General features: G+C 65.1%; 21 protein-coding genes. 11 read left to right on the top strand and 10 right to left on the bottom strand.

What is annotated here, in order from left to right:
• Window positions 1-12: 12 nt before the first annotated feature.
• From BcanWU425_RS36500 to BcanWU425_RS36460, 9 genes are all read right to left on the bottom strand, one after another.
• The gene (locus tag BcanWU425_RS36500; RefSeq protein WP_007597994.1) at window positions 13-606 is read right to left on the bottom strand and encodes a L,D-transpeptidase; all 594 of its coding nucleotides are present in this window, start codon (window positions 604-606) and stop codon (window positions 13-15) included.
• Between the two features lie 321 nt (window positions 607-927).
• The gene (locus tag BcanWU425_RS36495) at window positions 928-1,902 is read right to left on the bottom strand and encodes a hypothetical protein (RefSeq protein ID WP_085385501.1); all 975 of its coding nucleotides are present in this window, start codon (window positions 1,900-1,902) and stop codon (window positions 928-930) included.
• Window positions 1,903-1,986: 84 nt separating this feature from the next.
• Window positions 1,987-2,550, bottom strand: a complete 564-nt coding sequence (locus tag BcanWU425_RS36490) for a thioredoxin family protein (protein WP_018456003.1) — start codon at window positions 2,548-2,550, stop codon at window positions 1,987-1,989.
• A gap of 31 nt (window positions 2,551-2,581) precedes the next feature.
• The gene (locus tag BcanWU425_RS36485; protein ID WP_085361899.1) at window positions 2,582-3,280 is read right to left on the bottom strand and encodes a cytochrome c biogenesis CcdA family protein; all 699 of its coding nucleotides are present in this window, start codon (window positions 3,278-3,280) and stop codon (window positions 2,582-2,584) included.
• 310 nt (window positions 3,281-3,590) lie between these two features.
• Entirely contained in the window at window positions 3,591-4,202 is a 612-nt protein-coding gene (locus tag BcanWU425_RS36480) for a sigma-70 family RNA polymerase sigma factor (protein ID WP_018456005.1), read from the bottom strand.
• A 411-nt stretch (window positions 4,203-4,613) separates the two neighbouring features.
• Window positions 4,614-5,348: a response regulator gene (locus tag BcanWU425_RS36475; protein ID WP_085361898.1), complete on the bottom strand. Its 735-nt coding sequence runs from the start codon at window positions 5,346-5,348 to the stop codon at window positions 4,614-4,616.
• A 10-nt stretch (window positions 5,349-5,358) separates the two neighbouring features.
• Window positions 5,359-7,104, bottom strand: a complete 1,746-nt coding sequence (locus BcanWU425_RS36470; protein WP_018456007.1) for an ATP-binding response regulator — start codon at window positions 7,102-7,104, stop codon at window positions 5,359-5,361.
• The gene (locus tag BcanWU425_RS36465; protein ID WP_018456008.1) at window positions 7,074-9,104 is read right to left on the bottom strand and encodes a sensor histidine kinase; all 2,031 of its coding nucleotides are present in this window, start codon (window positions 9,102-9,104) and stop codon (window positions 7,074-7,076) included. Before BcanWU425_RS36465 ends, BcanWU425_RS36470 begins: the two co-directional genes overlap by 31 nt.
• 54 nt (window positions 9,105-9,158) lie before the next feature.
• On the bottom strand, window positions 9,159-10,154 hold the full coding sequence (locus BcanWU425_RS36460) for a TRAP transporter substrate-binding protein (protein WP_026233068.1): 996 nt from the start codon (window positions 10,152-10,154) through the stop codon (window positions 9,159-9,161).
• Window positions 10,155-10,340: 186 nt separating this feature from the next.
• Here BcanWU425_RS36460 and ugpB point away from each other — a divergent pair, with 186 nt between their 5' ends.
• From ugpB to BcanWU425_RS36410, 10 genes are all read left to right on the top strand, one after another.
• Window positions 10,341-11,681: a sn-glycerol-3-phosphate ABC transporter substrate-binding protein UgpB gene (ugpB, locus tag BcanWU425_RS36455; protein WP_085349649.1), complete on the top strand. Its 1,341-nt coding sequence runs from the start codon at window positions 10,341-10,343 to the stop codon at window positions 11,679-11,681.
• A gap of 154 nt (window positions 11,682-11,835) precedes the next feature.
• On the top strand, window positions 11,836-12,783 hold the full coding sequence (locus BcanWU425_RS36450; protein WP_204513139.1) for an aminoglycoside phosphotransferase family protein: 948 nt from the start codon (window positions 11,836-11,838) through the stop codon (window positions 12,781-12,783).
• A 248-nt stretch (window positions 12,784-13,031) separates the two neighbouring features.
• Window positions 13,032-14,654 carry an ABC transporter substrate-binding protein gene (locus BcanWU425_RS36445; RefSeq protein ID WP_204513140.1) on the top strand — a complete coding sequence of 541 codons (1,623 nt, stop codon included), beginning with the start codon at window positions 13,032-13,034 and terminating at the stop codon, window positions 14,652-14,654.
• 297 nt (window positions 14,655-14,951) lie between these two features.
• Window positions 14,952-15,965: an ABC transporter permease gene (locus BcanWU425_RS36440; protein ID WP_018456013.1), complete on the top strand. Its 1,014-nt coding sequence runs from the start codon at window positions 14,952-14,954 to the stop codon at window positions 15,963-15,965.
• 2 nt (window positions 15,966-15,967) lie between these two features.
• On the top strand, window positions 15,968-16,867 hold the full coding sequence (locus tag BcanWU425_RS36435) for an ABC transporter permease (RefSeq protein ID WP_018456014.1): 900 nt from the start codon (window positions 15,968-15,970) through the stop codon (window positions 16,865-16,867).
• A gap of 103 nt (window positions 16,868-16,970) precedes the next feature.
• Window positions 16,971-18,716, top strand: coding sequence for a dipeptide ABC transporter ATP-binding protein (locus BcanWU425_RS36430; protein ID WP_204513141.1), 1,746 nt, complete (start codon window positions 16,971-16,973; stop codon window positions 18,714-18,716).
• Window positions 18,717-18,735: 19 nt separating this feature from the next.
• On the top strand, window positions 18,736-18,915 hold the full coding sequence (locus tag BcanWU425_RS36425; protein WP_018456016.1) for a DUF4089 domain-containing protein: 180 nt from the start codon (window positions 18,736-18,738) through the stop codon (window positions 18,913-18,915).
• A 7-nt stretch (window positions 18,916-18,922) separates the two neighbouring features.
• On the top strand, window positions 18,923-20,320 hold the full coding sequence (locus BcanWU425_RS36420; protein ID WP_204513142.1) for an AtzE family amidohydrolase: 1,398 nt from the start codon (window positions 18,923-18,925) through the stop codon (window positions 20,318-20,320).
• Window position 20,321: 1 nt separating this feature from the next.
• Window positions 20,322-20,714 (top strand): oxalurate catabolism protein HpxZ, encoded by a 393-nt coding sequence (hpxZ, locus tag BcanWU425_RS36415; RefSeq protein ID WP_018456018.1) that lies wholly within the window; start codon window positions 20,322-20,324, stop codon window positions 20,712-20,714.
• Between the two features lie 4 nt (window positions 20,715-20,718).
• On the top strand, window positions 20,719-21,441 hold the full coding sequence (locus BcanWU425_RS36410) for a GntR family transcriptional regulator (protein ID WP_085384934.1): 723 nt from the start codon (window positions 20,719-20,721) through the stop codon (window positions 21,439-21,441).
• A gap of 110 nt (window positions 21,442-21,551) precedes the next feature.
• Here the strand turns inward: BcanWU425_RS36410 and atzF are convergent, their stop codons facing one another.
• Window positions 21,552-23,357, bottom strand: coding sequence for an allophanate hydrolase (gene atzF / locus BcanWU425_RS36405; protein WP_018456020.1), 1,806 nt, complete (start codon window positions 23,355-23,357; stop codon window positions 21,552-21,554).
• A 380-nt stretch (window positions 23,358-23,737) separates the two neighbouring features.
• On the opposite strand from atzF, the gene BcanWU425_RS36400 reads away from it, so the two are divergent.
• Window positions 23,738-25,588, top strand: coding sequence for a feruloyl-CoA synthase (locus BcanWU425_RS36400; protein WP_204513143.1), 1,851 nt, complete (start codon window positions 23,738-23,740; stop codon window positions 25,586-25,588).
• Window positions 25,589-25,876 lie beyond the last annotated feature (288 nt).

Genomic DNA, 25,876 nt, shown 5'->3' with positions numbered 1-25,876 from the left:
GAGGAGATCAGATCAGAGCTCGGGCTTCTGCCGGATGACGACCTTGGTGCCGACAGGGACGCGATCGTAGAGATCGGCGACGTCGCGGTTGACGAGCCGGAAGCAGCCGGAGGAGACCTTGGTGCCGATCGTGTCGGGCCGGTTGGTGCCGTGGATGCGGTAGACCGTGGTGCCCAGATACATGGCGCGCGCACCGAGCGGATTACCGGGGCCGCCGGCCATGAAGCGCGGCAGATAAGGCTGGCGCTGGATCATCTCCGGCGGCGGCGTCCAGTCCGGCCACTCCTTCTTGTTGGTGATGTTCACCAGACCCTGCCACTGAAAACCGTCGCGGCCGACGCCGATGCCGTAGCGGATCGCACGACCGCCAGGCTGCACCAGATAGAGATGCCGTTCGGCGGTCGAGATGATGAGGGTGCCGGGCGCTTCGGTGGTGCGGAAGTAGACGACCTGCTTCTGCCATTCCGGATCGAGTTCATAGGCATCGTCGGCGACCAGGCCCGGCTCGTCGCCGCGGTCGGGCTGCTGGGCGTAGGCGTGGGGCGCGGACAGGATCAGGCCGATCGCAGCCACAAACATCCCGGTCAGGCGACGAAAATCCGTCATTTCAAGCTCTCCCCGCGGCCAAAGCCAAATCATCTGGAACCATCAAATCTCAGGGCCATCTTCATGGCAAGTTCAAGGCACCCTTAGACCATATGTCACGAGAATGCTTTGGTTTTTTGACGGACCGCGCGCAATGCCACAAACGGGGGATGGCGCGAAAAGCAGTGGCCATGGCGTCGCCTAGGGTGGGCGACCAAATTTGCATTCACAAACCCCGTCATGCCCGGGCTTGTCCCGGGCATCCACGTTCTTAGCACTGGCGGTAAAAGACGTGGACGGCCGGGACAAGCCCGGCCATGACGATGTGGAAGCAGCGCGATATCAGATCTGGTTATTCTCCGGCGCGATCCCGAGCCGCCGGACGATCTCCGTCCCCACGGCCCGGGCCTCAGGCCTCGAACCGATGCGAGGGCTGCGAAACCGTTGTCCGGACTGCAATCGGATCACGACGATGCAGTGCTCGTCCTCGGAGCGGCCGCGGCGCTCGACCGTGATCGTCTTGACGTCGCGCCCTTCGATGTGGTCGGCGCGCAACGTGCCGTCGCCCCACAGGCGTTCGACCCGGATATCGCCCTGGCGGATGATCCAGAACGCGCCGGTCACAAGGTTGGCATATCGGGAAACGCCGAAAGCGGCGAGCGCGCCGACGGGCAGCAGCACGATGTCGACCGACCCGGGCGACAGGCCACGCCAGAGCCTGTAGGCGTAGGGAACGGCGCACAATGCGACGACGATCAGTGCGACGATCCTGATGTCTCTCTTCGAGAACGGCTCGAGGGGGTCGCCGAGACGCATCTCGGGATTGCTGGCATCGAGCGGATTGACCGGAGCCTCGACGTCGGGGACGTCGAATTGCGCGGCGATCCGCGCCACCGTGTCGTGCACATGGGTGACATCGGCGATCGGCGGCGATGTCAGGCGCTCACCGGAGGCCAAGGTGAAGGCGAGCTGGAAGCGGGCTTTCGCCCTCTTGCTGCCGGGAACCTGCAATCCCCTGATGTCGTCCTTGGCGACGATCCGCGTCCGCAGTTTTCCGAACGGGCGCTGCTCGCCGATCAAGATCTCGTCCGGCGTGATGATCCACACCACCGCCGGCGCCAGCATGATGATGCCGACGAACGCCGCTCCCACGAGCAGCGCGACCACGGAGATGATTACCTCCAGAGTGTCGTGCGTGAACAGGCCCGGCGTGAAGCACAGCGCAACGGCAGCCGCAAAGCCGGACATGACCAGCCGCTGCGCAATCGAGGCGCCCTCGCGAAGGCGAATGTCGGTGCTGTTGGTGGCGTCGTCCATCGCGGGCGGCTGATTACGTGGCCCGCGAAACTCCACGGACGGGTCCGTGGAGTCAAGCAACAAGGGCGCGACCCGTGCCGGGCGTCAGCTATTGGCGTTCAGCAGCTTTGCCACGGTGCGGTCGATCTCGTCATAACGGCCTTCGCCCTCGTGCTGGAATACGATCTTGCCGTTCTGGTCGATGATGTACTGCGCCGGCCAATATCGGTTGCGGTAAGCGTTCCAGGTCCTGGAATCATTGTCCTGCGCCACCGGATAGGTGATGCCGTGGCGCTTCAGCGCCGCCTGCACATTGGAGGCCGAGCGCTCGAACGGGAACTCCGGCGTGTGCACGCCGACCACGACGAGGCCCTTGTCCTTGTACTTGGCATAGAGATCGGTGACGTGCGGCAGCGTGTTGACGCAGTTGACGCAGCCATAGGTCCAGAAGTCCACCAGCACGACCTTGCCGCGGAGATCGGCGATATTAAGCGGCTTCGAGTTGAACCAGTTGTTGATGCCGGCGAAGTCGGGCGCGGTGTCCTGGCTGGCGGCGGCGGTGACGACAGGGACAGCGCGCGCGGCCTCGTCGCAGATGCCGGGGATGACGGCGCCTGTTACGGCGATGCCGATCAGTGCGGCGGAGACGGCGAGCAGTTTGAAAGTCATGGAAAGATCCTCCGGTGAAGCTGAGGGATGATCACAGGCCGATCTGGCCGGTGGGATAGAAGCCGGTGAGCCACGCCACGATCAGCGTGTCGTATTGGAAGTAGGCGGCGAGCGCGAAGCCGATCACGACGACGCCAAAGCCCTGCTGCAGCCGCGGCGAGATGCGCGCGAGACTGCGCACCCGCGTGGTGGCGGCTTGCCCGCCATAGGCGATCGCCAGCATGGGAATGGCCGCACCGATGGCGTAGGCGATCAGCAGCGTGCCGGCCCAGCTCGCATTCTCAGTGGTTGCGACCAGCGTCAGGATCGAGCCGAGCACCGGGCCGGCACAGGGCGTCCAGACCAGGCCGAGCGTGGTGCCGAGCACGAGCCCGCCGAGTGCGCCCTCGCGCTGCGTGGCGCTGGAGTTGCCGAGATCGAGCCAGCCGTTGAGCCGGATCGACAGCCATTCGAACGGTGCCGGCCACAGCATCAACAGGCCGAAGCCGAGCAGCAGGATCGAGGCCGCTTCGCGCAGCACGTTCGGATCGAAATTAAACAGCCGCGTGATGGCGCCGAGCAGCAGCGCGGTCGCGGAGAACGAGATGACGAAGCCGAGCGCGATCATCGCCGGACGAAGATGCGAGCTGCGGCCGATTGAGGCGCCGAGCAGGATCGGCAGCATCGGCAGCGTGCACGGCGCGGCGATGGTGAGGATGCCGGCGAGGGCAGCGAAGAGAAGTTCGAGCATGGGGCACTCGTGGAGAGGGTCACGAGGGCAGTTCGGGATGAGAGAGGCAGTCGTTACGCCGCGTCACGCCTTCGTGACGGGAGTGCTGCTGCCGCAGCGGTGCCCCAAACACAAAACGACCCGGAGGGGGGCATCCCGTCCGGGTCGCTGGAGGTCTTGGGAGGTTTAACGAAACCGTATGTGAGCTTTATAGGAGGGAAGTTTTTCCGCCTGATGTTGTGCTTTGTTTCAATTGTTTCGTCGGCGGTAACACTTCCGTGTCCGGGGTAGGGTTTAAACTTGTGTCCTATCCCATTGAAATATCTGAACTTCAGGCGGCGAAGCGCTCGACGCCACAGCCCTTAAGCAATTCGGCCAGTTGCTTGCGGGCGTAGAACATCCGGGTCTTCACCGTGCTCTGCGGGATGCCGATGATCTGTCCGACCTCCTCCACCGACTTCTCATGGTAGTAGACCAGCGTGATGATCTCACGATGCGCGGGCGACAGCTTCTGAACGCAGGCGCGCAGGATGGCGCTGGTGTCGCTGCGGTCGAGCGAGGTCTCCGGCGTGTCGCAACCATCGGCGATCTGGCGCACGTCTTCCTGGTCGATATCCTCGAAGCGGCGCTGGCGCATCGCAGTCAGCGCCTTGAAGCGAGCGATCGAGAGCAGCCAGGTCGAAACCTGCGAGCGGCCCTGGAATTGGCCGGCGGTCCGCCACACGTCCAGAAACACCTGGCTGACCAGGTCTTCCGCCGTGGTCGCGTCGCGCACGATCCGCAGGATGAAGCGGTAGACGCGCACATTGTGCCGGCAATAAAGGATGTGCATGGACGTCCGGTTGCCGTCGGCAATGCTTTCGAGAAGCATGTCGTCCGAGGTCGCCTGAGCGGCAATGATGCTCTGGCTGGCTTGGGCGTTGATGGCGATGACGTTCGGCATTGACTTGGCTCCCCGTAGCGCCGCAACCGAGCGGCGTTTCCTTGGACCAAAGTGTTAATGAGCCAACGTTTCGGGACGTCTGCACGAAAAGCGGAAAATGGTTTCGTGCGCCGACAAATTGTTTCGTCGAATTAGCCGCGACGAAACATTCGGGGCAAAAAAGCGTGTAATTTCAATGTACGGAAAATACGGGGATGGGATTAGGCAGCGAGCGGATGCGCCGGGAACGTATTTCGGGCCTTTGCGTTCGCACTCCCGTGTCGTCCTGGACAAGCGAGCAAAGCGAGCGCCGATCCATGACCCATGACCCCAGGGAGACGTTTTGCGGAAACGCGTGGTTGCCAGCCTCGCGCCACAATCTCTGCCTGGGGTAATGGGTCCTGGCCTTCGCCAGGACGACGATGGGAGGCGCTACGCCTTCTCGCCCGCCGGCGAGAACAGATAGCCGCCGCCGCGGATGGTGCGGATCACGGCGGGTTTTGCCGGATCGGGCTCGATCTTGCGGCGGATGCGCATGATGCGCAGGTCGACGGCGCGGTCGAAGGCTTCGGCGTCGCGGGCATTGGCCAATTCCAGCAGGCGCTCGCGCGACAGCACGCGCTTCGGATTGGCCGCGAACACTTTCAAGAGCCCGAACTCGGATGCGGTCAGCGGATGCTCGTTGCCCTCGTCGTCGCGCAAGGCCTGCGCTTCGAGATCGAGCCACTTCGTCCCGAACCGTACCAATTGCTCCTTGTCCGATTTCGCAGCCGCCGTGTCCGCCACGGCTTTCGCCGGCGCGCTCCGGCGCAGCACCGAGCGGATGCGTGCCATCAGCTCACGCAGCTCGCACGGCTTGGCCACGTAATCGTCGGCGCCGAGCTCGAGGCCGACGACGCGGTCGATCGGGCTTGCCGTCGCCGTCAGCATGATCACCGGCACGTTGATGCGGCTCTTGAGGTCGCGGATGATCGAGAGCCCGTCTTCCTCCGGCATGTTGAGGTCGAGCACGACGAGGTCGGGCATGCTGCCGTCGATCGCCGTGCGCAACGACTTACCGCCGTCGCACAGCGTCACGGTGAAGCCGTGCATCTTGAGGTAATCGCCGACCATCTCCCGGGCCGGGGCCTCGTCGTCGACGATCATGATGTGCTGGCTTTGGGTCATGGTCCTGAGATCACGAAATTTCGGTCGCGGGGAGGGTGATGGTGAAGGTCGAGCCCTTGCCGGGGCCCTCGCTCTCGGCGGTCACCTCGCCGCCGTGCATGTCGATAATACGCTTGACGATGGACAACCCAAGCCCGGTCGAGCTCTCGCCGGCGGTCGGTTTTGCCGACAGCCGCTGGAACCGGCCGAACAGGCGGCCGAGATCCTCCGGCGACAGGCCGGCGCCCTCGTCGCTGACGCGGACGATGGTGTCGCCGCCCTCATGGCTGACGACGACGCCGATCTTGCCGCCGATCGGTGAGTATTTGATGGCGTTGCTGATCAGATTGTCGATTGCCTCGCGAATGCGGTCGGTGTCGCACATGGTGACGACGTTGACGGGCGCGGTGACGCTGATCGCCTGCTGCTTGTTGACGGCGAGCGGCTGGTTGGCCTCGGCGACCTCCTTGACCAGGGCCGCGACGTCGACGGGCTCGCGGCGGATGGTGATGTCGAAGGCATCGGCCATCGCATCCGAGATCAGATGATCGACCATCGTGGTCAGGCGCTTGGTCGCATCGCGGATGTGATCGACCTGGGCCACGACGCCGCCTGACGACGCGCCGGTCGAGATCAACTCCTTCAGCATCTCGGTGCGGCCGAGGATGACGCCGAGCGGATTCTTCAGATCGTGGGCAACGGTACCGAGGATTTCGTTCTTGAAGCCGTTGGCGCGTTGCAGCCGCAGCCATTGCGCCGAGAGGCGGCGGTTGGCCTGCATCAGCGCGCGGGTGCGCTGGGCGACGCGGTCTTCCAGCTGGGTGTTGGCGGCCTGGAGCTGCTGGTAGAGGATGACGTTGTCGAAGGCGATCGAGAGCCGGCTGGAGAAGATCTCGACCAGCGAGCGGTCGGTCTCGGACAGCTCGCGCTCGGCCTGCAGCAGCACCACGACCTCGCGGCCGCTTCCGGTGCGCAAATAGATCACGCTGCGGTGGTCGGCGAATTCGTTCTTGCGGCCCTGGAACGCGGCTTCCACCATCGCGCGCAGATCGGGGTCGAGCGCCTTCGACGAGGTGGTGCCGATGAAGCGGCTGTAGCAGCCGCTGCCGGCGAGCACCGAGAGCTCGGGGTCGATGCCGCCATTGTCGCGCAAAACCAGGATACCGGCGCAATCGACGTTGAGCAGCGAGGCAAGCTGGGTCAGTACGCCCTCGGCGAGCCGCTGCATCGACTTGAAATCGTACAGCGTCGAAGCCGCGTCGATGATGATCTCGAGCCCGCGCCTTGTCTGCAGCATGCGCTCGAGCTGCTGGTAGGAGCGCAGCGCCGCGGTCAGCGAGGTGAACAGCTTGTCGGCGGTGAGCTCGGTCTTCGCTTTGTAGTCGTTGATGTCGTACTGCACGATCACGCGCCGTTCAGGCGCTTGACCGGGCTGTCCGGTGCGCAGGATGATGCGCACGGTCTCGTTCTTGAGCTCGTTGCGGATGTACTCGACCAGCTCGAGGCCGGCGACGTCCGTCTCCATGATGACGTCGAGCAGCACGGCGGCGATGTCGTTGTGCGCGGCCATCAGCTTGCGACCTTCGGCCGCGGAATGGGCGGAGAGGATCTCCAGGCCCTGGCCGTTGAGGGAATAGTCCGAGAGCGCAAAACGCGTACCGTCATGCACGGCCGGATCGTCGTCGATGACGGCGATCTTCCATTTCCGGGCGTCAACATCCTCCGATGCGGTACCGGTGTCGTCGATCAGGTGGAGGACATCGTCCTGTTCGGCCATTGAGAAGTCCCGTCAGTCTCTGTGCTTTGCCCGCCGCCCTTGGCGACCCGGGGCATGATAATGCGAAAAGTAGTGCCTTGTCCCAGCTTGGATTCCAGCATCATGCGACCGCCGAGCTGCTGGGTGACGAGGTTATAGACGATATGGAGGCCGAGTCCCGTGCCACCTTCATTGCGCCTGGTGGTAAAGAATGGGTCAAAGGCCTGGCGCTGCACGTCGGAGGTCATGCCGGCCCCGTCATCGGTGAAGATGATCTCGACGTCGTCGGCCCCGCGCGGCCGCGCCGAGATCGTGATCGTGCCGGCGCGGCCGTCGGCAAAGGCGTGGTTGGCGGCGTTGAGGAACAAATTGGTCAGGATCTGGCCGTAGGAGCCGGGATAGCCGTCGAGCAGCAGCCCCTCGGGCATGTCGACATGGAGCGTGATCGGCGACCGCTTCAACACCGGCCGCAGGCTCGCGATGATCTGCTCGGTGGCTTCGCTCAGTGAGAACTGTCGCCGCTCGGCATGGGAGCGGTCGACCGCGACCTGCTTGAACGACTGGATCAGCTCGCCGGCGCGCTGGAGATTGGCGACGAGCTGCTGCGAGGCGTCGCGCGAGGACTGCACGAATTCTTCCAGCTGCGAGCGGCGCAGGCCGCCGTCGCCCTTGAGCTGGGCCTCGAAGATTTCGGTGCGCCGGGCAAAGCTCGACGCAACGGTGAGGCTGATGCCGATCGGGTTGTTGACCTCGTGCGCGACGCCGGCGACGAGGCCGCCGAGGGCTGCGAGCCTCTCGGCATCGATCAGATTCTGCTGCGCGGCGTTGAGCTCGAGCAGCGCGCTTTCGGCCTTCTCCTTGGACGCGCGCAGCTCGTCCTCGGTCTGGCGCTTCGCGATGGCGTTCTCGCGGAACACTTCCACCGCGCGCGCCATGGCTCCGACCTCGTCGCGCGCGCGCGTGCCCTGCACCTCGCGGCCGAGGTCGCCGAGCGTGATCGCGCGCATCGCCGCCATGATCTGCTGCAGCGGCAGCCGGATCGACAGCGCGATCAGCACGCCGGCGGTGAGGATGATGCCGAGGAAGATCACGGCGATGGAGAGAACGCGACGGGAAATGTCCGCCAGCGTGCGGTCGAACGTCTCCTGCGCCTTTTGCTCGCGCTGGCGCATCTTGGTGGAGAGATCGTCGATGGCGCCGATCGCCTCGGCCTGGTTGGCGTCGATGGTGTTGCGCAGCAGCTCGGTACGGTTCGTGAGCTGCTCGGAGAGCTTTGCAAAACCCTCGCGCAGCGCGGCGGTCCGGGCGGCGAGTCGTCGCAGCGCCATGCGCTGGAGGTCGTTGTCGGCGAGATCGATCATCACGGGGATGGTCTTCTCGATGGTCTCGGTGTTGCGGCGGGCGTCGTCGGCCGCACCCGATGACAGCGACAGATAGTAGGAATTGGCCGCGACCAGCATCGCGGTGAAGGCCTCGCGCGACTTGCCCAGCGAAGGCCAGATCAGCGCGTCGCGATGGCCGGTGGCGCCTTCGATGATGGAGTAAAGGCCGGCCATGTCCCTGGCCGGTCCCTGCACCTGATCCTCGTAGGTCTTCGCGATGGTGGCCTGCACGCCGCGCAGCTCGCCGAAGCCGTTGAGGAAGCGGTCGGTGGTGCGCTCCAGCTCCTCGACCGAGCCCGACAGCATCGGGTCCTTGGCGGCGCGATTGGTCAGCGTCCCCAGCACCGCCTCGCGCAGCAGCAGGATCTCGGCGAACAGGTCGGGGCTCGGCTGGTTGATATAGCGGTGGATCAGATTGTGCAGCCGCCCGGTCTCGCTTTCGAGCAGCGCCAGAATCCGGTCGGATTCGCGCACCTGGCGCACGTCGTCCCAGGCCGAGCCGAGCACCTGCGAGCCGTTCCAGATCAGCCCGACCAGCACGATGACCACGGCGGAGTTCAGCGCCGCGATCGACAGGATGCGCCAACGGATCGGCACCGCCCGGAGCACGCCGACCAGCCGCGCGCGCAGCCGCCCCATCGGGCCGGGCGACCTGTCTGCATGCTCGCTGTGTCCAAGCCCGGGCAAGAGGCTTCACTCCACCTTGCGAATGCGTTCGATCAGCGCGGCCGCGGCCGGATCCTGCCCGGCCTTGGCGTAGATCGCGACCATCGCGTCTTCGAACGGCTTGCGGTCGATATCCCTGACGATGGTGACGCCCGCTGCTTCCGCCTTGCGCTGCGACTGCTCCTCCAGGTCGCGCCATTTCTCGCGCATGAAGCGGCTGGAGCGCTGTGCGGCTTCCCTGAAGATGGTTTGCTCGTCGGCCGACAGGCTTTTCCAGGCCTTCAGCGAGATCACCAGCACTTCGGGGCTCATCGTGTGCTCGGTGAGGGCGAGATAGCCGGCATGTTTGTAATGGTCCGTCGTCACGTAGGATGGCCAGTTGTTCTCGGCGCCGTCGATCAGGTGGTTGGCAAGCCCGGCAAGCACCTGCCCATAGGGCATCTCGACCGGCTCCGCGCCGAGCGCGCGGATCATCTGGCTCATCAACTCCGACTGCTGCACCCGGATCCGCAATCCCTTGAGGTCCGCGACGTTTCTGACCGGGCGGGCGCCGTTGTAGATCGATCGCGCGCCGGAATCGTAGAAGGCGAGGCCAACGAAGCCGTAGGGCTCGAAGCTGCCGAGGATCTCGCTGCCGATCGGCCCGTCCAGCACCTTCTGCATGTGCTCGATGGACCGGAACAGGAACGGCATCGCCAGCACGTTCATCGCCGGAACGAAATTGCCGATCAGCGCCACATTGGTCCGGTTGAGATCGATCGCACCGACCCGGGTCTGCTCGATGGTCTCCTTCTCCTCGCCGAGTTGGCGGGAGTGGAAGACCTTGACCTCGTGCCGACCGCCGCTGCGCTCGGCGATCAGGGCGCCCATGTAGCGCAGCGCCTGCACGGTCGGATAATCCTCGGTCTGGGTGTCGGCGGCGCGGAACTCACGCGCAGCAGCTCCCGTCGCGCAGAGGGCGATCAAAAGCGCGACGAAAACCACCCCGGTCCGCGTGCGTTCGGCACGGTTCAACACTGGCACACTCAACCCCTCAGTGGTGGAGTCTATGGCGGGAGGAAAAGGTTCAATGCAATCTAGCAGATGGTCGTGGGAAGGCCATCCCGCCGGGCGCCTCGACGTGATTGTGCGGCGCGGCCGGGGCTCATTCCCGGTTGAAACCGCAAATGCCGCGCCTTAAGCAGGGGCAGCCGCTTTCGTCGGTGCGGCATGGAAAGAGCCATCGTGACTTCAGCATCGCGCCTTTCGCAGGTCGTCGCCGTTTTTGCGGCCCTCTCATTGGCCGCGCCGGTGCGGGCCGCGACCGACATCGCGTGGTGGCACGCCATGTCCGGCGAACTCGGCCGCCAACTGGAAAAGCTCGCCTCCGACTTCAACGCCTCGCAGCCGGATTATCGCGTGGTGCCAACTTACAAGGGCAGTTACACCGAGACGGTGACGGCCGCGATCTTCGCCTTCCGCTCGCGCAGCCAGCCCGCGATCGTCCAGGTCAACGAGGTCGCCACCGCCACCATGACCGCGGCCAAGGGCGCGATCTATCCCGTGTTCAGCCTGATGCGGGACATGAAGGAGCCGTTCTCGCTCAATGACTACCTTCCCGCGGTCTCCGGCTACTACACCGATGCGGCCGGCAATCTCTTGTCCTTCCCTTTCAATTCGTCGACGCCGATTCTTTATTACAACAAGACCATGTTCCGCGACGCAGGGCTCGATCCGGAGGCGCCGCCGAAGACCTGGCCGGAGCTTGGCGCTGCTGCAAAACGCCTGCGCGATCGCGGCGCGGTGTGCGGCTTCACCACCTCCTGGCCGTCCTGGATCCATGTCGAGAATTTTTCAGCCTTCCACAATCTGCCGCTGGCAACGCGGGCGAACGGCTTTGCCGCGTTGGATGCCGAGCTGACCATCAACAATCCGTCTCTCGTGCGTCACGTCTCCGAGCTCAGCGAGTGGCAGAAAACGAAAGTGTTCGACTATAGCGGCCGCGGCCAGTCGGCCGAGCCGCGCTTCCAGAACGGCGAATGCGGCATCTTCATCGGCTCCTCGGCGACGCGCGCCGACATCAAGGCGAATTCGAAGTTCGAGATTGGCTACGGCATGATGCCGTATTGGCCCGACGTGAAGGGTGCGCCGCAGAATTCGATCATCGGTGGCGCCACGCTGTGGGTGCTGCGCGACCGTCCGCGCGAGGAATACAAAGGCGTGGCACGATTCTTCGCCTATCTGTCGCAGCCTGGCGTGCAGGCCGCCTGGCACCAGAACACCGGCTATCTGCCTGTCACCCGCGCCGCCTTCGAGCTGACGCGCGCGCAAGGTTTTTACGAGCGCAATCCGGGCTCGGCGATGTCGTTCGAAGAGATCACGCTGCATCCGCCGACGGAGAATTCAAAGGGCATCCGGCTCGGCTCCTTCGTGCTGATCCGCGGCGCGATCGAGGACGAGCTGGAGCAGGCCTTTGCCGGCCGCAAGAGCGCGCAAGCCGCGCTCGATGCTGCGGTCGAACGCGGCAACAAGATCCTGCGCCAGTTCGAGCGCGCCAGCCCGGATAGGTAGGGGGAGGGATGGTAGCTCGGCGTTAAGGCGCAAGGCCATTCCACAGCGTCATGGCCGGGCTTGTCCCGGCCATCCACGCCTTGGCCGCAGCACGAAGAACGTGGATGCCCGGGACAAGCCCGGGCATGACGAGCTCAACAGCCGTTAGGTTGCGATGTCGATGAAACTCCCTCATTGCGCCGACGCGGCAAGCTTTCGCGCCTTTCGCGCCGACCCTCCGCGATGGCTGCCGATCGCGCTCGATATCGCCCGCAGCTACGATCTCGATGCCAGCGCGCCGCACGTCTTTGCGACCGGCACCAATCTCGTGGTCGGGCTCGGCGATCGCCTGATCCTGAAAATCTTCCCGCCGCTGCTCCGCGCGCAGTTCGTCTCCGAGCACGGCTCGCTGGCCCAACTTGCCGGTCGCATTGATTTGCCAATTCCCGAGATCGTCGCGGAAGGCGATCGCGACGGCTGGCCTTATCTGATCATCACACGCCTTGCCGGCACGCTCGGCTCGGAGGTCTGGCCGTCGTTGCCGGAAGCGCAGAAGGAGCGCGTGCTGCGACAGATCGGCGAGACCATCGCCGCCGTGCAGCGCGCGCCGCTCGGCTCACTCGCGCAGATCCAGCCGCGCTGGGACGACTTCATGCGGGCCCAGATGCAGGGCTGCAAGGCGCGGCACACGCGTCTCGGCCTGGCGCCGAAATTCCTCGCCGGCCTCGACGATCTCCTGCGTGATGCGGCCGCGCTCATTCCGATGGATGCGTCGCCGGTGATCCTGATCGGCGAATACATTCCGGAGAACTTCCTGCTCGCCCGCCACGACGATCAATGGTCGCTCGCCGGCCTGTTCGACTTCGGCGACGTGCTGGCGGGATGGCGGGACTACGATCTGCTCGGCCCTAGCGCCTTCATGGCAGCGGGCCGGCCGGGCAGGGTGCGCAACCTGCTCGAAGGCTTTGGCTATGCGAAGCTCGACTTCGCGCTCAAGCGACGGCTGATGGCCCTGATGCTGCTGCATCGCGCCAGCGACCTCAACAGCCACATCTGCATCGAGGGCTGGCAGGAGCAGGCGGATGATCTGGTCGAGCTCCAGGACTTGATCTGGCCGGGGTGACCGGCCGCGATCGATAGCCGCGCCACCTACGGGCGAGACGCGCTCACGCAACAGGCTAGCCTATTTTTTATGCAAACATACCTCTTTGTATGCAATGGCCCGCAGCTTGGCTTCTGATCGACGGCCCGGACAACAGCGTTTCCTGTAAACATTTCATAGGCTTATACTGGCTTAATCCTTCCTTAAGCCTTGGCACGAACCTTGCGAATCCAGTTCCAACCAGAAAACTTTTGTGTTGGAGCCATTTCATGAAGCGCCGCGATTTCCTCAAGTCCGTTTCCGGATTGGCCGCTGGCGCGGCGCTTCCGGCCATGCCGTCCGTGATATCGTCGGCCAGGGCCGATGCGCGCTCGGAGACGCTGCTGATCGTCTCGGAAGGCGGCCCCAACAATCTCGATATCCACGGCGTCGGCACCAACGTGCCCGGCTATGAGGTGTCCTGGAATTGCTACGACCGCCTGCTCAGCCACGAGATGAAGACCGGCCCCGGCGGCGTGCCCTATTACGACCGCGACAAGTTCAAGGGCGAACTCGCCGAGGACTTCAAGATCGACGACATGTCGGTCACCTTCAAGCTGAAGAAGAACGCCAAATTCCACGACGGCGCGCCTGTGACCGCCAAGGACGTGAAGTGGTCGCTCGACCGCGCCGTCAGCGTCGGCGGCTTCCCCACCTTCCAGATGAGCGCGGGCTCGCTCACGAAACCCGAGCAGTTCGTCGTGATCGACGACTACACGGTACGTGTCGACTTCCTGAAGAAGGACAAGCTGACGATCCCCGATCTCGCGGTGATCGTGCCCTGCATCATCAATTCCGAACTGGTGAAGAAGAACGCCAGCGAGAAGGATCCCTGGGGACTCGAATTCACCAAGCAGCAGACCGCGGGCTCCGGCGCCTACAAGGTGACGAAGTGGACCGCCGGCACCGAAGTGGTGATGGAGCGCAACGACGATTGGGTCGGCGGCCCGCTGCCGAAGATCAAGCGCGTGATCTGGCGCATGGTGCCGCAGGCCGGCAATCGCCGCGCGCTGCTGGAGCGCGGCGACGCCGACATCTCCTATGAGCTGCCGTTCAAGGATTTCCAGGAGATGAAGGCGAGCGGCAAGCTCAACGTGGTGTCGCTGCCGTTCTCCAACGGCATCCAGTATATCGGCATGAACGTGACCAAGCCGCCGTTCGACAATCCCAAGGTACGTCAGGCGGTCGCCTGCGCGATTCCCTATCAGAAGATCATGGACGCGGTGATGTTCGGGCTGGCTAACCCGATGTTCGGCGCGCCCAAGGACAAGCCAACCGAAGTCGCCTGGCCGCAGCCGCACAAATACAACACCGACATGGACAAGGCGAAGGCGCTGCTGGCCGAGGCCGGCTACCCGAACGGCTTCGAGACCACGATCTCGTTCGACCTCAACTTCGCCGGCGTCAACGAGCCGCTCTGCGTGCTGGTGCAGGAGAGCCTGGCCCAGATCGGCATCAAGACCACCATCAACAAGGTGCCCGGCGCCAACTGGCGCACCGAATTGAACAAGAAGGAAATGCCGCTCTTCACCAACGTATTCTCGGGCTGGCTCGATTACCCCGAATACTTCTTCTACTGGTGCTATCACGGCAATAATTCCGTCTTCAACACCATGAGCTACAAGTCGGCGGAGATGGACAAGCTGATCGACGGCGCACGCGCGGCCGCCGCGACCGGCGACACTGCGACCTACGACACCGACGTGAAGGGCTTCGTCGACCTCGCCTACAGCGACATCCCGCGCATCCCGCTGTACCAGCCGTTCGTCAACGTCGCGATGCAGAAGAACATCAGCGGCTACCAATACTGGTTCCACCGGAGGCTGGATTATCGCGCGATGGCGAAGGGGTAAGGGGATGGCGGGCGAGATGGTCGCGTCATCGACTCTCTTTCTGAGTGAGGCGGCCACCGCTCTCTCATTCCATCTCCCCTTGTGGGAGAGGGGCAGGGTGAGGGGTAGCCACGAACTCCGATCTCGCTTGGGGCTCCCCCTCACCCTGCCCCTCTCCCATCGCAAGTCGGGCCTGCCCGACTTGCGCCAATCACCAATGCGCAACCGGGGTAGACCCCGGTTGCGTGGGAGAGGGGGCGCAGCGGAGCAGGTGGCGCGAACCCGCCCACAAACGCAGAGCAGCAGGAGCGCAACCCCATGCTGACCATGATCGGCAAGCGCCTGATGTTCGCGATTCCTTCGCTGATCGGGGTCGTCATCGTCACCTTCCTGCTGACCCGCGCATTGCCCGGTGATCCCGCGGCGTATTTCGCCGGCCCCGCCGCAACGAAAGAAGCCGTCGAGCAGATCCGGAAAAAACTCGGCCTCGACAAGCCGCTGATCGAGCAGTTCTTTCGCTACACCAACGATCTCGCCCATGGCGATTTCGGCAACTCGCTCACGACCGGCCAGCCGGTCGCAGCCGAGATCCGCAACCGCCTGCCGGCCTCCGCCGAGCTGACGCTGCTCGGCCTCATCGTCTCGGTCGTGATCGCGATTCCGCTCGGCGTGCTGGCGGCGACGCGGCCGGGCTCATGGGTCGACCATCTCTGCCGTGTGACGACGACGGCCGGCGTCTCGCTGCCGGTGTTCTTCACAGGTCTGGTGCTGGTCTATGTGTTCTATTTCCGGCTCGGCTGGTCGCCCGCGCCGCTCGGCCGGCTCGATGTGTTCTACAGCGCGCCGCCGACAGTGACCGGCTTCTATCTGATCGACACCCTGATCGCGCGCGACTTCGAGGCGTTCCGTTCGGCATGCAGCCAGCTCATCCTGCCGGCGACGACGCTTGCGATCTTCTCGCTGGCGCCGATCGCGCGCATGACGCGCGCCTCGATGCTGGCGGTGCTGTCCTCCGAATTCGTGCGCACCGCGCGTGCCAGCGGCCTGTCGCCGGCGACCGTCATCGTCACCTACGCCTTCCGCAACGCGATGCTCCCCGTCATCACCACGCTGAGCATGGTGTTCTCGTTCCTGCTCGGCGCCAACGTGCTGGTGGAGAAAGTGTTCGCCTGGCCAGGCATCGGCTCTTACGCCGTCGAAGCGCTGATCTCGTCGGACTTCGCGCCGGTGCAGGGGTTCGTGCTGACCATGGCGGTGATGTACGTGCTGCTCAATCTCGTGATCGACATTCTCTATGGCGTGATCGACCCGCGCGTGCGGTTGGAGGGCTAATCATGAGCACCGTTGCGCCTGCTGTTGAACCCGTCGGCCCCGCGCGCACGTCGGGTCTCGTCGCGCTCCTCGACCAGACCCGCTACGTGCTCGGCGAGAACAAGGTCACCGGCTTTGCATTCGCGCTGCTGATCGTGATCCTCCTTGCCGCGATCTTCGGCCCCTATGTGGTGCCGTATGACCCGCTGGCGTCCGACACCGTGGCGTCGCTGAAGCCACCGTCGGCCGCGCACTGGTTCGGCACCGATCAATTGGGCCGTGACATCTTCAGCCGGGTCGTGGTGGCGACGCGGCTCGATACGTTCATCGCGGTCGCCTCCGTCGCCCTGGTGTTCCTGATGGGCGGGCTCGCCGGCATCGCGGCCGGCTATTTCGGCGGCTGGACCGATCGCATCGTCGGCCGCGTCGCCGACACCATCATGGCGTTCCCGCTGTTCGTGCTGGCCATGGGCATCGTCGCCGCGCTGGGGAACACCGTGCAGAACATCATCCTGGCCACCGCCATCGTGAACTTCCCGCTCTACGCCCGCGTTGCGCGCGCCGAAGCCAATGTCCGCCGTAACGCCGGCTTCGTGCAGGCCGCGCGTCTGTCCGGTAACGGCGAATTCCGCATTCTGCTCGTGCATATCCTGCCGAACATCATGCCGATCATGATCGTGCAGATGTCGCTGACCATGGGCTACGCCATCCTCAATGCCGCCGGTCTCTCGTTCATCGGCCTCGGCGTCCGTCCGCCGACGGCCGAATGGGGCATCATGGTCGCCGAAGGCGCCGGCTTCATGGTGTCAGGCGAATGGTGGATCGCGCTATTCCCGGGCCTCGCTTTGATGATCGCCGTGTTCTGCTTCAACCTCCTCGGCGACGGCCTGCGCGACATCGTCGACCCCCAGCGGAGGACGTGATGGCTGGGTTAGGCGTACTTTTTCGCTCGAAATTCCCCAATGAAATCAACCTCATTCTACTGTGCATGGGGTTGTTTTCGCCATTTTTAGTTGGGAGGTGCCCATGACCGCCCCGCCGCTGCTCGACGTCCAGGACCTTACCGTCGAATTCACCACCCGCCGCGGCATCGTCAAGGCGGTGCAGCACGTCAACATTTCCGTCGCCAAGGGCGAGACGCTTGCGATCGTCGGCGAGTCCGGCTCCGGCAAATCGGTGACGTCGTATGCGGTGATGCGCATTCTCGACCGTGCGGGGCGGATCGCCGAAGGCTCGGTGATGTTCTCGGGCATCGACGTCAAGGCCGCGACCGAAGACCAGATGCGCGATCTGCGCGGTCGCGAAGTCTCGATGATCTTCCAGAATCCGCGCGCCGCGCTCAACCCGATCCGGAAGGTCGGCGACCAGATCGAGGACGTGCTGCGCACCCATGTCCAGCAGGCCATGGTTTCGGACCGCGGCGAGAAGGCGATCGAGGCGCTGGAGCAGGTCAAGATCGCCCGCCCGCGCGAGCGCTATCACGCCTATCCGTTCGAATTGTCCGGCGGCATGTGCCAGCGCGTTGTCATCGCGCTCGCGCTCGCCTGCAATCCGCAGCTACTGATCGCGGACGAGCCGACGACCGGATTGGACGTCACCACGCAGAAGGCGGTGATGGATCTGATCGTGGAATTGACCAAGCGCAAGGCAATGTCCACCATCCTGATCACGCACGATCTCGGCCTCGCCGCTGCTTATTGCGACCGCGTCGTCGTGATGGAAAAGGGCAGGGTGGTCGAGACCGCCAAGGCCGCCGACATCTTCGCCAACCCGCAGCACCCCTACACCAAGAAGCTGATGCGCGCGACGCCGCGGCTCGGCGTGAGCCTGCGGGATCTGTTGCCGGAGGAGGAAGGCTCAGCCGTCGTGGCCGGGCCTGACCGGGCCATCCATCAGGCTTCGCAAGACGAGGCCAGGAAGAGCGGGCAGCCCCTTCTCCTCATCGACAAGCTGGTCAAGGAATATCCCCGCCAGGGCGCCACCGCCACGCTCGGCAAATTGTTCGGCCGCAAGCCGCCGGTCGAGCCGGACGTGTTCCGCGCCGTCGACGGCATCAGCTTCTCGATCGGTCACGGCGAGAGCGTCGGCCTGGTCGGCGAGTCCGGCTGCGGCAAATCGACCACGTCGATGATGGTGATGCGGCTGCTGGACCAGACCTCGGGCCTGATCCAGTTCGACGGCGAGGACATCGGCGCCATCGCGCCGGCCGGCTTTGCCCGGCTGCCGCAGCGCAGCCGCATCCAGATGGTGTTCCAGGACCCGACCGACAGCCTCAACCCGCGCTTCACCGCCGTGCGCGCCATCGCCGATCCCATCATGCAGCTCGGCGACATCAGGGGGCGCGGCGCGCTCCGCGCCCGCTGCGAGGAGCTCGCCACCATGGCGGGCCTGCCGCACAATCTGCTGGATCGCTTCCCGCACCAATTGTCGGGCGGCCAGAAAGCCCGCGTCGGCATCGCCCGCGCCATCGCCCTGCACCCGAAACTCGTCATCCTGGACGAGCCGACCGCCGCGCTCGACGTCTCGGTCCAGGCCGTGGTCCTCAATCTGCTCCAGGACCTGAAGGCGCGGTTAGGTATGAGTTATCTGTTCGTCTCGCATGATTTGAACGTAGTGCGCTTGTTGTGCGATCGTGTCATTGTCATGCGGTCGGGTCGAATCGTCGAGGAAGGATCTTCCGAGCGGGTCTTGAGCGATCCGCAGGACGACTACACCAAGGAGCTGCTGACGGCGATCCCGCATCCGCCGCTGCAGACACTGGGCGCACACTGAGAGCTTGTTTGGGAGCGTGATGGCCGAACCGTTGGACGATTATATCGACGCTGTCACCAAAGCGTTGGCGTTGCCCGTCGAGGAAGCATGGAGGGCGTCCATCCGCGCCAATCTCGAGGTCTCGCTGCGGCTCGGCCGCCTCGTCGACGAATTCGCGCTGCCGGACGAGACCGAGCCGGCGCCCGTGTTCACGGTCTGACGCCGCCATGACGACCAAGCCAGAGATGACGGCCTCCGAGATCGCGAGCGCGGTTGCGGGCCGCAAGATGTCCGCGCTCGATGCGACCGAAGCCGCGCTTGCGCGCATCAAGCAGCACGACACCATCCTCAATGCGTTTACCGACATCACCGCCGATCGCGCCCGCGCCAAAGCGCGCGCAATCGATGCCGATATCGCCGCCGGCAAGACCGTCGGCCCGCTCGCCGGCGTGCCCTTTGCGGTGAAGAATCTGTTCGACATCGCAGGCCTCGCCACCCGCGCAGGCTCGAAGATCAACCGAGACCGCGTGCCCGCCAGCCGCGACGCCACGCTGATCGAGCGCATGGAAGCGGCCGGCGCCGTGCTGGTCGGCGCGCTCAACATGGGTGAATACGCCTATGACTTCACCGGCGAGAACGTCCATGACGGTCCCTCGCGCAATCCGCACGATACGACGCGGATGAGCGGCGGCTCCTCCGGCGGCTCGGGCAGCGCCGTTGGTGGCGCGCTGGTGCCGATCGCGCTCGGTTCCGACACCAACGGTTCGATCCGCGTGCCGTCCTCGTTCTGCGGCATCTTCGGCCTGAAGCCGACCTATGGCCGGCTCTCGCGTGCGCGCTCTTTCCCGTTCGTCGCGAGCCTCGATCATCTCGGCCCGTTCGCGCGCTCCGCCACCGATCTCGCGCTGGCCTATGACGCCATGCAGGGACCGGATGCCGACGATGCCGCCTGCACCACCACACGTGGTCTGGAGCCGACGACACCGCTGCTTGCCAATCCGGTGTCCGACCTGCGCATCGCGATCGCCGGCGGGTACTTCCAGACCAATTTGTTTCCGGAAGCTGTCGAAGCCGTCAGCCGCGTCGCCAAGGCGCTGGGCGCAACGCGCGTGGTGGACGTGCCCGAAGCTGCGCGCGCCCGCGCGGCGGCCTATGTCATCACCACCACCGAGGGCGCCTCGCTGCATCTCGATCGGCTGCGCAAGCGGCCGAACGATTTCGATCCCGCCGTGCGCGACCGGCTGATTGCGGGCGCCATGGTGCCGGCGCCGCTGGTCGACCGCGCGCAAAAATTCCGCCGCTGGTATCGCGCGCAACTCGCCGAGATTTTCAAATCCGTCGACGTGCTGATCGCACCGGCGACGCCATGCACCGCGCCGAAGCTCGGCCAGGTCAATTTCAATCTTGGCGGCGTCGAGCTGCCGGTGCGCGCCAATATCGGCATCCACACCCAGCCGATCTCGTTCATCGGCCTGCCTGTGGTCGCCGTGCCGGTGCCGCTCGATCCGCTGCCGATCGGCGTGCAGATCATCGCCGCGCCATGGCGCGAGGACATCGCGCTGCGCGTCGCGTTCGCGTTGGAGAAGATGGGTGTTGCCGCCGCGCCCAGCCCAAGAGGATTTTGAGATGGAGATCGATCTCCCCGAGGTGATCGCAGACGTCAAAGCTGCGTTCGAGCGCTATGAGCAGGCCCTGATCACCAACGACGTCGCCGTGCTCGGCGAGCTCTTCCGCAACGATCCCCGCACGCTGCGCTATGGCATCGGCGAGAACCTCTACGGCTATGAAGCAATCTCCGGCTTTCGCGCCGGCCGCTCGGCGGTCGGCCTCAATCGCCGCACCGCGAAAACCGTGATCACCAGCTATGGCCGCGACACCGCGGTTGCCTCCACCCTGTTCTATCGCGACACGATGCCGGGCAAGGTCGGCCGGCAGATGCAGACCTGGGTAAAATTCCCGGAGGGCTGGCGCGTCGTCGCCGCCCATGTCAGCATCATCGACGAGTCGAAAGAGACCTGACCGTATGACGCTTGACGATCTTCCGCCCGGAGCGCTGCCGGCCGAACCGGCGGTGCCGCGTGTCGATCGGGCGTCGCCATCCGCGCAGAAGGTCACGCGCGCCGAGGAGCTGCGCCTGCAGCTCGCCGACGAGATCGTGCGCGGAGCTCTGCCGCCCGGCGCGCCGCTTGACGAGACCGACATTGCGCGCCGCTTCAGCGTTTCGCGCACGCCGGTGCGGGAAGCACTGCGCCAGCTCGTGGCAAGCGGCCTCGTCGAAGCGCGCGCTCATCGCGGCGCGGTGGTGGCGCAGCCCTCGTTCGAACGGCTGACGGGCATGTTCGAGGCCATGGCGGAGCTTGAGGCGCTGTGTGCGGGTCTTGCCGCCGAGCGCATGTCCGCCACTGAGCGTCACGGCCTGGAAGCCATCCACGAAGAACTGCGGGTGTTGAGCTACGCCGGCAATCCCGAGCGCTTCCACGAGGTCAACGAGCGCTTCCACAACGCGATCTATGCGGGATCGCAGAACGGCTACATCGCCGAGATCACGCTGGCGACGCGCGTGCGCGTACAGCCGTTTCGCCGCGCCCAGTTCCGCAATCTCGGCCGTCTCGCCAAGTCGCAAGCCGAGCACGACCGCGTTGTCGTCGCCATCATGCGCGGCGACAAGCAGGGCGCCGCCGCCGCGATGCGCGCGCATATCGAGCTGGTGCGCGGGGAGTACGAGATCTACGCGGTGTCGGTTTAGGGGCGCGCGCACGGTTGCGTAGGGTGGGCAAAGGCGCAAAGCGCCGTGCCCACCATCTCCCCAAGCTGACGGTGATGGTGGGCACGTTTCGCTTTGCCCACCTACGAGACCTACGCTGTCGTAGCTTCCGCCATATACTTCCGCCAGCCGCCATACGCGGTGATGTCGCGAGCCTCGCCCAGCACCTCGGGCTCGACGAGAAATCCCTTCACGCTGCGGCCATCGGCCAGCCGCACCGTGCCGATCGCCATCGGCGCGGGAATCGCGTTGACGAACTTGCCGAAGGCGGACGACGACAGCGACCAGATTTCCAGCTCGATCGACGCGCCCTTGCCGGCCTCGACGCGCAGCATGCCCGGCTTTGGCGGCGTGGTCTTCAATGCGTAGAGCTTGTAGTCCGCCGCGGTCCTGGTTGCCTCGATCAGCTGGCCGTTCAGCGCTTTCAGTTCGCCGTTCAGCGCCATGCCGGACAGATGCGCGCCGACCACGGCGATGGGAATCTCGTCGACGCCGCTTGCGGCAAGCGGCGCCAGCGCGGCTTGCACGACGCCCTTTGCGCCAAGCGTCAGTTTGGTATCGGCATGGAACACGCGGCCGATGCTGGCGAGCAGCGCATCGTGCCCGGTGGGTGCAAGAATTGTGATGCCGAACGGGATGCCGTCGGCGCGCATCGCCGCCGGCAGCGCGAGACCACAGAGATCGAGCAGATTGACAAAATTGGTATAGGTGCCGAGCCGGCTGTTGAGCTCGACCGGATTGGCCCGCACCTGCGCGGTCGTATAGGCCGTCGGCGCCGTCGGCAGCACCAGCGCGTCGATATTGGTGAAGGTGCGTTCGGCGATCTTGCGCAGGCCCTGCAGACGATAGAGCGCGGAGAAGGTGTCCGTCGCCGTCAACCGCGCACCGGCCGCGGTGATCTCGCGCGTCACGGGATGGATCGCCTCCGGTGCCGAGGCGAGCAGGTCGCGGATCACGAGATAGCGCTCGGCCACCCACGGTCCCTCGTAGAGCAGTCGGGCCGTCTCATAGAACGGCTCGAGGTCGAATTCGACGAGCGTTGCCCCAAGCGCGGTCCAGCGCTTCAGCGCCTCGGCGTAAGCCGCTTCCGCCTTCTTGTCGCCGAAGAAGATCAGCTGTCCGCTGCGTGGCACGCCCAGGCGCAGGTTTGCCGGGAGCGGGGTGATCGCGCCAAGCGGCCGGTCGCGCGAGAACGGATCTGCCTGATCGGGACCTGCCATCACGGAGAGCGCCAGCGCGGCGTCGTCGACCGTCAAAGCGAATACCGAGATGCAGTCGAGCGTCCGGCAGGCCGGCACCAGGCCAGCGGTCGAAATCATGCCGAGGCTCGGCTTGAGACCGACGATGTTGTTGAGCATCGCCGGCACGCGGCCTGAGCCGGCGGTGTCGGTGCCGAGCGACAGTGGCACCAGCCCGGCGCCGACGGCGGTGGCCGATCCCGAGCTCGAGCCGCCGGGAATGAGGTCCTCGCGGATCGCGTTTCTGGGGATGCCGTGGGGCGAGCGCACGCCGACAAGGCCGGTCGCGAACTGGTCGAGATTGGTCTTGCCGATGATGATCGCGCCGGCGGCGCGCAGCCGCTGCACCGCGGTCGAATCATGTGTCGGGGTATACGAGAAGGCCGGGCACGCCGCGGTGGTCGGAAATCCCAGCGCGTCGATATTGTCCTTCACCACGACCGGCACGCCATAGAGCGGCAGGCTGGCGGCGTCCTTGGTGGCGAGCTTCTCGGCCTCCGTGATCGCGTCCTTTTCGTCGCGCAGGCTGATGAAGACGGCGGGGTCGTTGTGGTCGCGGATGCGCTGATAGGTGCGCGCGACCGTCTGCGCCGGTGTGAGCGTGCCCGCGCGATGCGCGGCCACGATCGCGGCGACCGTTTCAGGCTGCTCAGCCCCCATTTCAGCCTTCATGGCGACAAATCTCCGGCTACGTCTCTTCACCCCGATCGAAGCAAGCGATGTGCCATTGTGTACAGAATCCGGGCAGGACAAGTGCTGCGGATATTACCGAGAGATCAGTGGCTTGTGGGATATTTCGAGCTCCGGCGGACCTTCGTGTCAGCGCCCTGTTACGAGCATTTGCGCAAATAATAGGCAGCTAGATCAGGTGCAGCCGGCAATCCATGCCGCGGATGCGCGGCGACCAGCCCTTTGAACGGCGGCGGGCCGTCCCACCTGGCCCCAGCTTGCGCCCCAACAATTGTCGTGGCCAACATGCTGGCCAACGCGGTCCGCGACGAGGCTGCGACCGGTCCCGGCTTCCGGGCGAGGAGGAAACCATGACAGCCGCCCCACGCGGTGATGCTTCGAGCCTGTTTGCGACACCCAGAACCGTTGCCGAGCATCGCGCCGACGGCAGCATCGTGCTGCGCTCGCCCGAGCCTCTGCGCGATGGCGCGCGCTGCGTCGGCGACTGGCTGGAGCAATGGGCGCGGCAGAGGCCCGACGCGATTTTCCTCGCCGAGCGCAGCAGTGCCGAAGCGCCATGGAGCACCGTTACCTATGCGCAGGCGCTGCGCCAGGTGCGCGCGGCGGCGTCCTGGATTCTGGCGCACGGTCTCGGCGCGGAGCGCCCGCTCGCGATCCTCTCCGACAACAGCATCGATCATGCGCTGCTGGCACTGGCGGCGCAGCATGTCGGCGTGCCCTCGGCGGCGATCTCGCCGGCCTATTCCCTGATGTCAAAGGACTTCGACAAGCTCAAGAGCATGATCGCGTTGCTTGAGCCCGCCGCGATCTATGTCTCAGCGACGAGGCCGTTTGCGGCGGCGCTGGCCGCGATCAAGCCGCTGCATAGCGCGCAGATTATCAGCGGCAATGCCGACGATGCCGATGCGCTGACCTTTCGCACTATCGCGGCAACGCCCGAGAGCCCCGACGTCGCAAAGGCCTTCGCCGCGGTGACGCCCGATACGATCGCAAAACTCCTGTTCACTTCGGGCTCGACCGGCACGCCGAAAGCCGTGATCAACACCCAGCGCATGCTGACGTCCAGCCAGCAGGCCAAGGCGCAGACCTGGACTTTTCTCGAACAGGCGCGCGACGATCTGGTCATTCTCGACTGGCTGCCCTGGAGCCACACGTTTGGCGCGAACCACAATTTCAATCTCGTGCTGCGCAATGGCGGCTCGCTCTATATCGACGGCGGCAAGCCGGCGCCCGGTCTGTTTGCGATGTCGCTCGCCAATCTCAGAAGCGTGATGCCGACCGTCTATTTCAACGTGCCGCGCGGCTTCGACATGTTGATCGCGGCGCTGCGCGGCGACGAGGAGCTGTGTCGCCGCTTCTTCAGCGAGGTGAAATTCGCGTTCTACGCCGGTGCGGCGCTGCCGCAGAATCTCTGGGATGCGCTGGAAGAACTCTCCGTCAAGACTGTTGGCCGCGCGATGCCGATGGTCTCGGCCTGGGGCTCGACCGAGACGTCGCCGCTGGCCACCGACTGCCATTTCCTCGCGGAGCGCTCGGGCAATATCGGCGTGCCCATTCCCGGCACCGAACTGAAGCTCGTTACCTCCGGCGACAAGCTGGAGGTGCGCGTGCGCGGCCCCAACGTCACGCCGGGCTATTGGAAGGCGCCGGAGCTGACCAGGCAGGCTTTTGACGACGAGGGCTTTTATCTCATCGGTGATGCCGTGAAGTTCGCCGACGCGAACCGGCCCGAACGCGGCCTATTCTTTGACGGCCGCGTCGCGGAGGATTTCAAGCTCAATTCCGGCACCTGGGTCAGTGTCGGCACACTGCGCCTCGCCGGCATCGCCGCGCTGGCGCCGCTCGCGCAGGACATCGTCGTCACCGGCCATGGCGGCGACGAGGTGCGCTTCCTGGTGTTTCCGAACATCGCTGCGTGCCGCGCGCATGCCGGCCTGCCCGAGACCGCAGGCGTGAACGACGTGCTCGCGCATGAGAAGATCAGAGCCGCGATCGCGCGGGGGCTGGCGAAACTGAAGCAACACGGCGCCAACTCCTCCGGCCATGCCACGCGTGCCCTGCTGCTCGCCGAGCCGCCGTCGGTCGACGGCGGCGAGATCACCGACAAGGGCTACATCAACCAGCGCGCGGTGCTGACGCGCCGCGCCGATGCGGTGGCGCGGTTGGATGACGATGCGCCGGGCGAGTGGATCGGGGTGTAGCGCTTGGGCCTGTGCCCCGGACGCAGCGCAGCACGCAGTGATGCGCTGCAGAGCCGGGGCCATTCTTCGTGATTGGCATCTATGGATCCCGGCTCTGCGCAGCAGCGTCTCACGCTGCAGCGCGTCCGGGACAAGAGAGCTCGGCAAACCCAACTACGCCAGCCGCCCTGCCGCATTATGCTGCACGATTCTTTTGTTGCCCAAGCAACTAATTTATGCGAACCGTTCCAGACACGGATGACGGCGGGAGGAACCGCCGCGTCGGATCGGAGGAAGCTATGCTCGGCA

The sequence above is a fragment of the Bradyrhizobium sp. WU425 genome (genome assembly GCF_021052305.1).
In the GTDB taxonomy this organism is placed as follows: Bacteria; Pseudomonadota; Alphaproteobacteria; order Rhizobiales; family Xanthobacteraceae; genus Bradyrhizobium; species Bradyrhizobium canariense_D.
The sequence above is the reverse complement of the archived record's forward strand: the minus strand, read 5'-3'. Positions and strand labels throughout refer to the sequence as shown.

Excerpts from the sequence above, each read along its gene's own strand:
- BcanWU425_RS36500 (WP_007597994.1), bottom strand. The coding sequence starts at position 606 with ATGACGGATTTTCGTCGCCTGACCGGGATGTTTGTGGCTGCGATCGGC.
- BcanWU425_RS36495 (WP_085385501.1), bottom strand. The coding sequence starts at position 1,902 with ATGGACGACGCCACCAACAGCACCGACATTCGCCTTCGCGAGGGCGCC.
- BcanWU425_RS36490 (WP_018456003.1), bottom strand. The coding sequence starts at position 2,550 with ATGACTTTCAAACTGCTCGCCGTCTCCGCCGCACTGATCGGCATCGCC.
- BcanWU425_RS36485 (WP_085361899.1), bottom strand. The coding sequence starts at position 3,280 with ATGCTCGAACTTCTCTTCGCTGCCCTCGCCGGCATCCTCACCATCGCC.
- BcanWU425_RS36480 (WP_018456005.1), bottom strand. The coding sequence starts at position 4,202 with ATGCCGAACGTCATCGCCATCAACGCCCAAGCCAGCCAGAGCATCATT.
- BcanWU425_RS36475 (WP_085361898.1), bottom strand. The coding sequence starts at position 5,348 with ATGACCCAAAGCCAGCACATCATGATCGTCGACGACGAGGCCCCGGCC.
- BcanWU425_RS36470 (WP_018456007.1), bottom strand. The coding sequence starts at position 7,104 with ATGGCCGAACAGGACGATGTCCTCCACCTGATCGACGACACCGGTACC.
- BcanWU425_RS36465 (WP_018456008.1), bottom strand. The coding sequence starts at position 9,104 with ATGGGGCGGCTGCGCGCGCGGCTGGTCGGCGTGCTCCGGGCGGTGCCG.
- ugpB (WP_085349649.1), top strand. The coding sequence starts at position 10,341 with ATGGAAAGAGCCATCGTGACTTCAGCATCGCGCCTTTCGCAGGTCGTC.
- BcanWU425_RS36450 (WP_204513139.1), top strand. The coding sequence starts at position 11,836 with ATGTCGATGAAACTCCCTCATTGCGCCGACGCGGCAAGCTTTCGCGCC.
- BcanWU425_RS36445 (WP_204513140.1), top strand. The coding sequence starts at position 13,032 with ATGAAGCGCCGCGATTTCCTCAAGTCCGTTTCCGGATTGGCCGCTGGC.
- BcanWU425_RS36440 (WP_018456013.1), top strand. The coding sequence starts at position 14,952 with ATGCTGACCATGATCGGCAAGCGCCTGATGTTCGCGATTCCTTCGCTG.
- BcanWU425_RS36435 (WP_018456014.1), top strand. The coding sequence starts at position 15,968 with ATGAGCACCGTTGCGCCTGCTGTTGAACCCGTCGGCCCCGCGCGCACG.
- BcanWU425_RS36430 (WP_204513141.1), top strand. The coding sequence starts at position 16,971 with ATGACCGCCCCGCCGCTGCTCGACGTCCAGGACCTTACCGTCGAATTC.
- BcanWU425_RS36425 (WP_018456016.1), top strand. The coding sequence starts at position 18,736 with ATGGCCGAACCGTTGGACGATTATATCGACGCTGTCACCAAAGCGTTG.
- BcanWU425_RS36420 (WP_204513142.1), top strand. The coding sequence starts at position 18,923 with ATGACGACCAAGCCAGAGATGACGGCCTCCGAGATCGCGAGCGCGGTT.
- hpxZ (WP_018456018.1), top strand. The coding sequence starts at position 20,322 with ATGGAGATCGATCTCCCCGAGGTGATCGCAGACGTCAAAGCTGCGTTC.
- BcanWU425_RS36410 (WP_085384934.1), top strand. The coding sequence starts at position 20,719 with ATGACGCTTGACGATCTTCCGCCCGGAGCGCTGCCGGCCGAACCGGCG.
- atzF (WP_018456020.1), bottom strand. The coding sequence starts at position 23,357 with ATGGGGGCTGAGCAGCCTGAAACGGTCGCCGCGATCGTGGCCGCGCAT.
- BcanWU425_RS36400 (WP_204513143.1), top strand. The coding sequence starts at position 23,738 with ATGACAGCCGCCCCACGCGGTGATGCTTCGAGCCTGTTTGCGACACCC.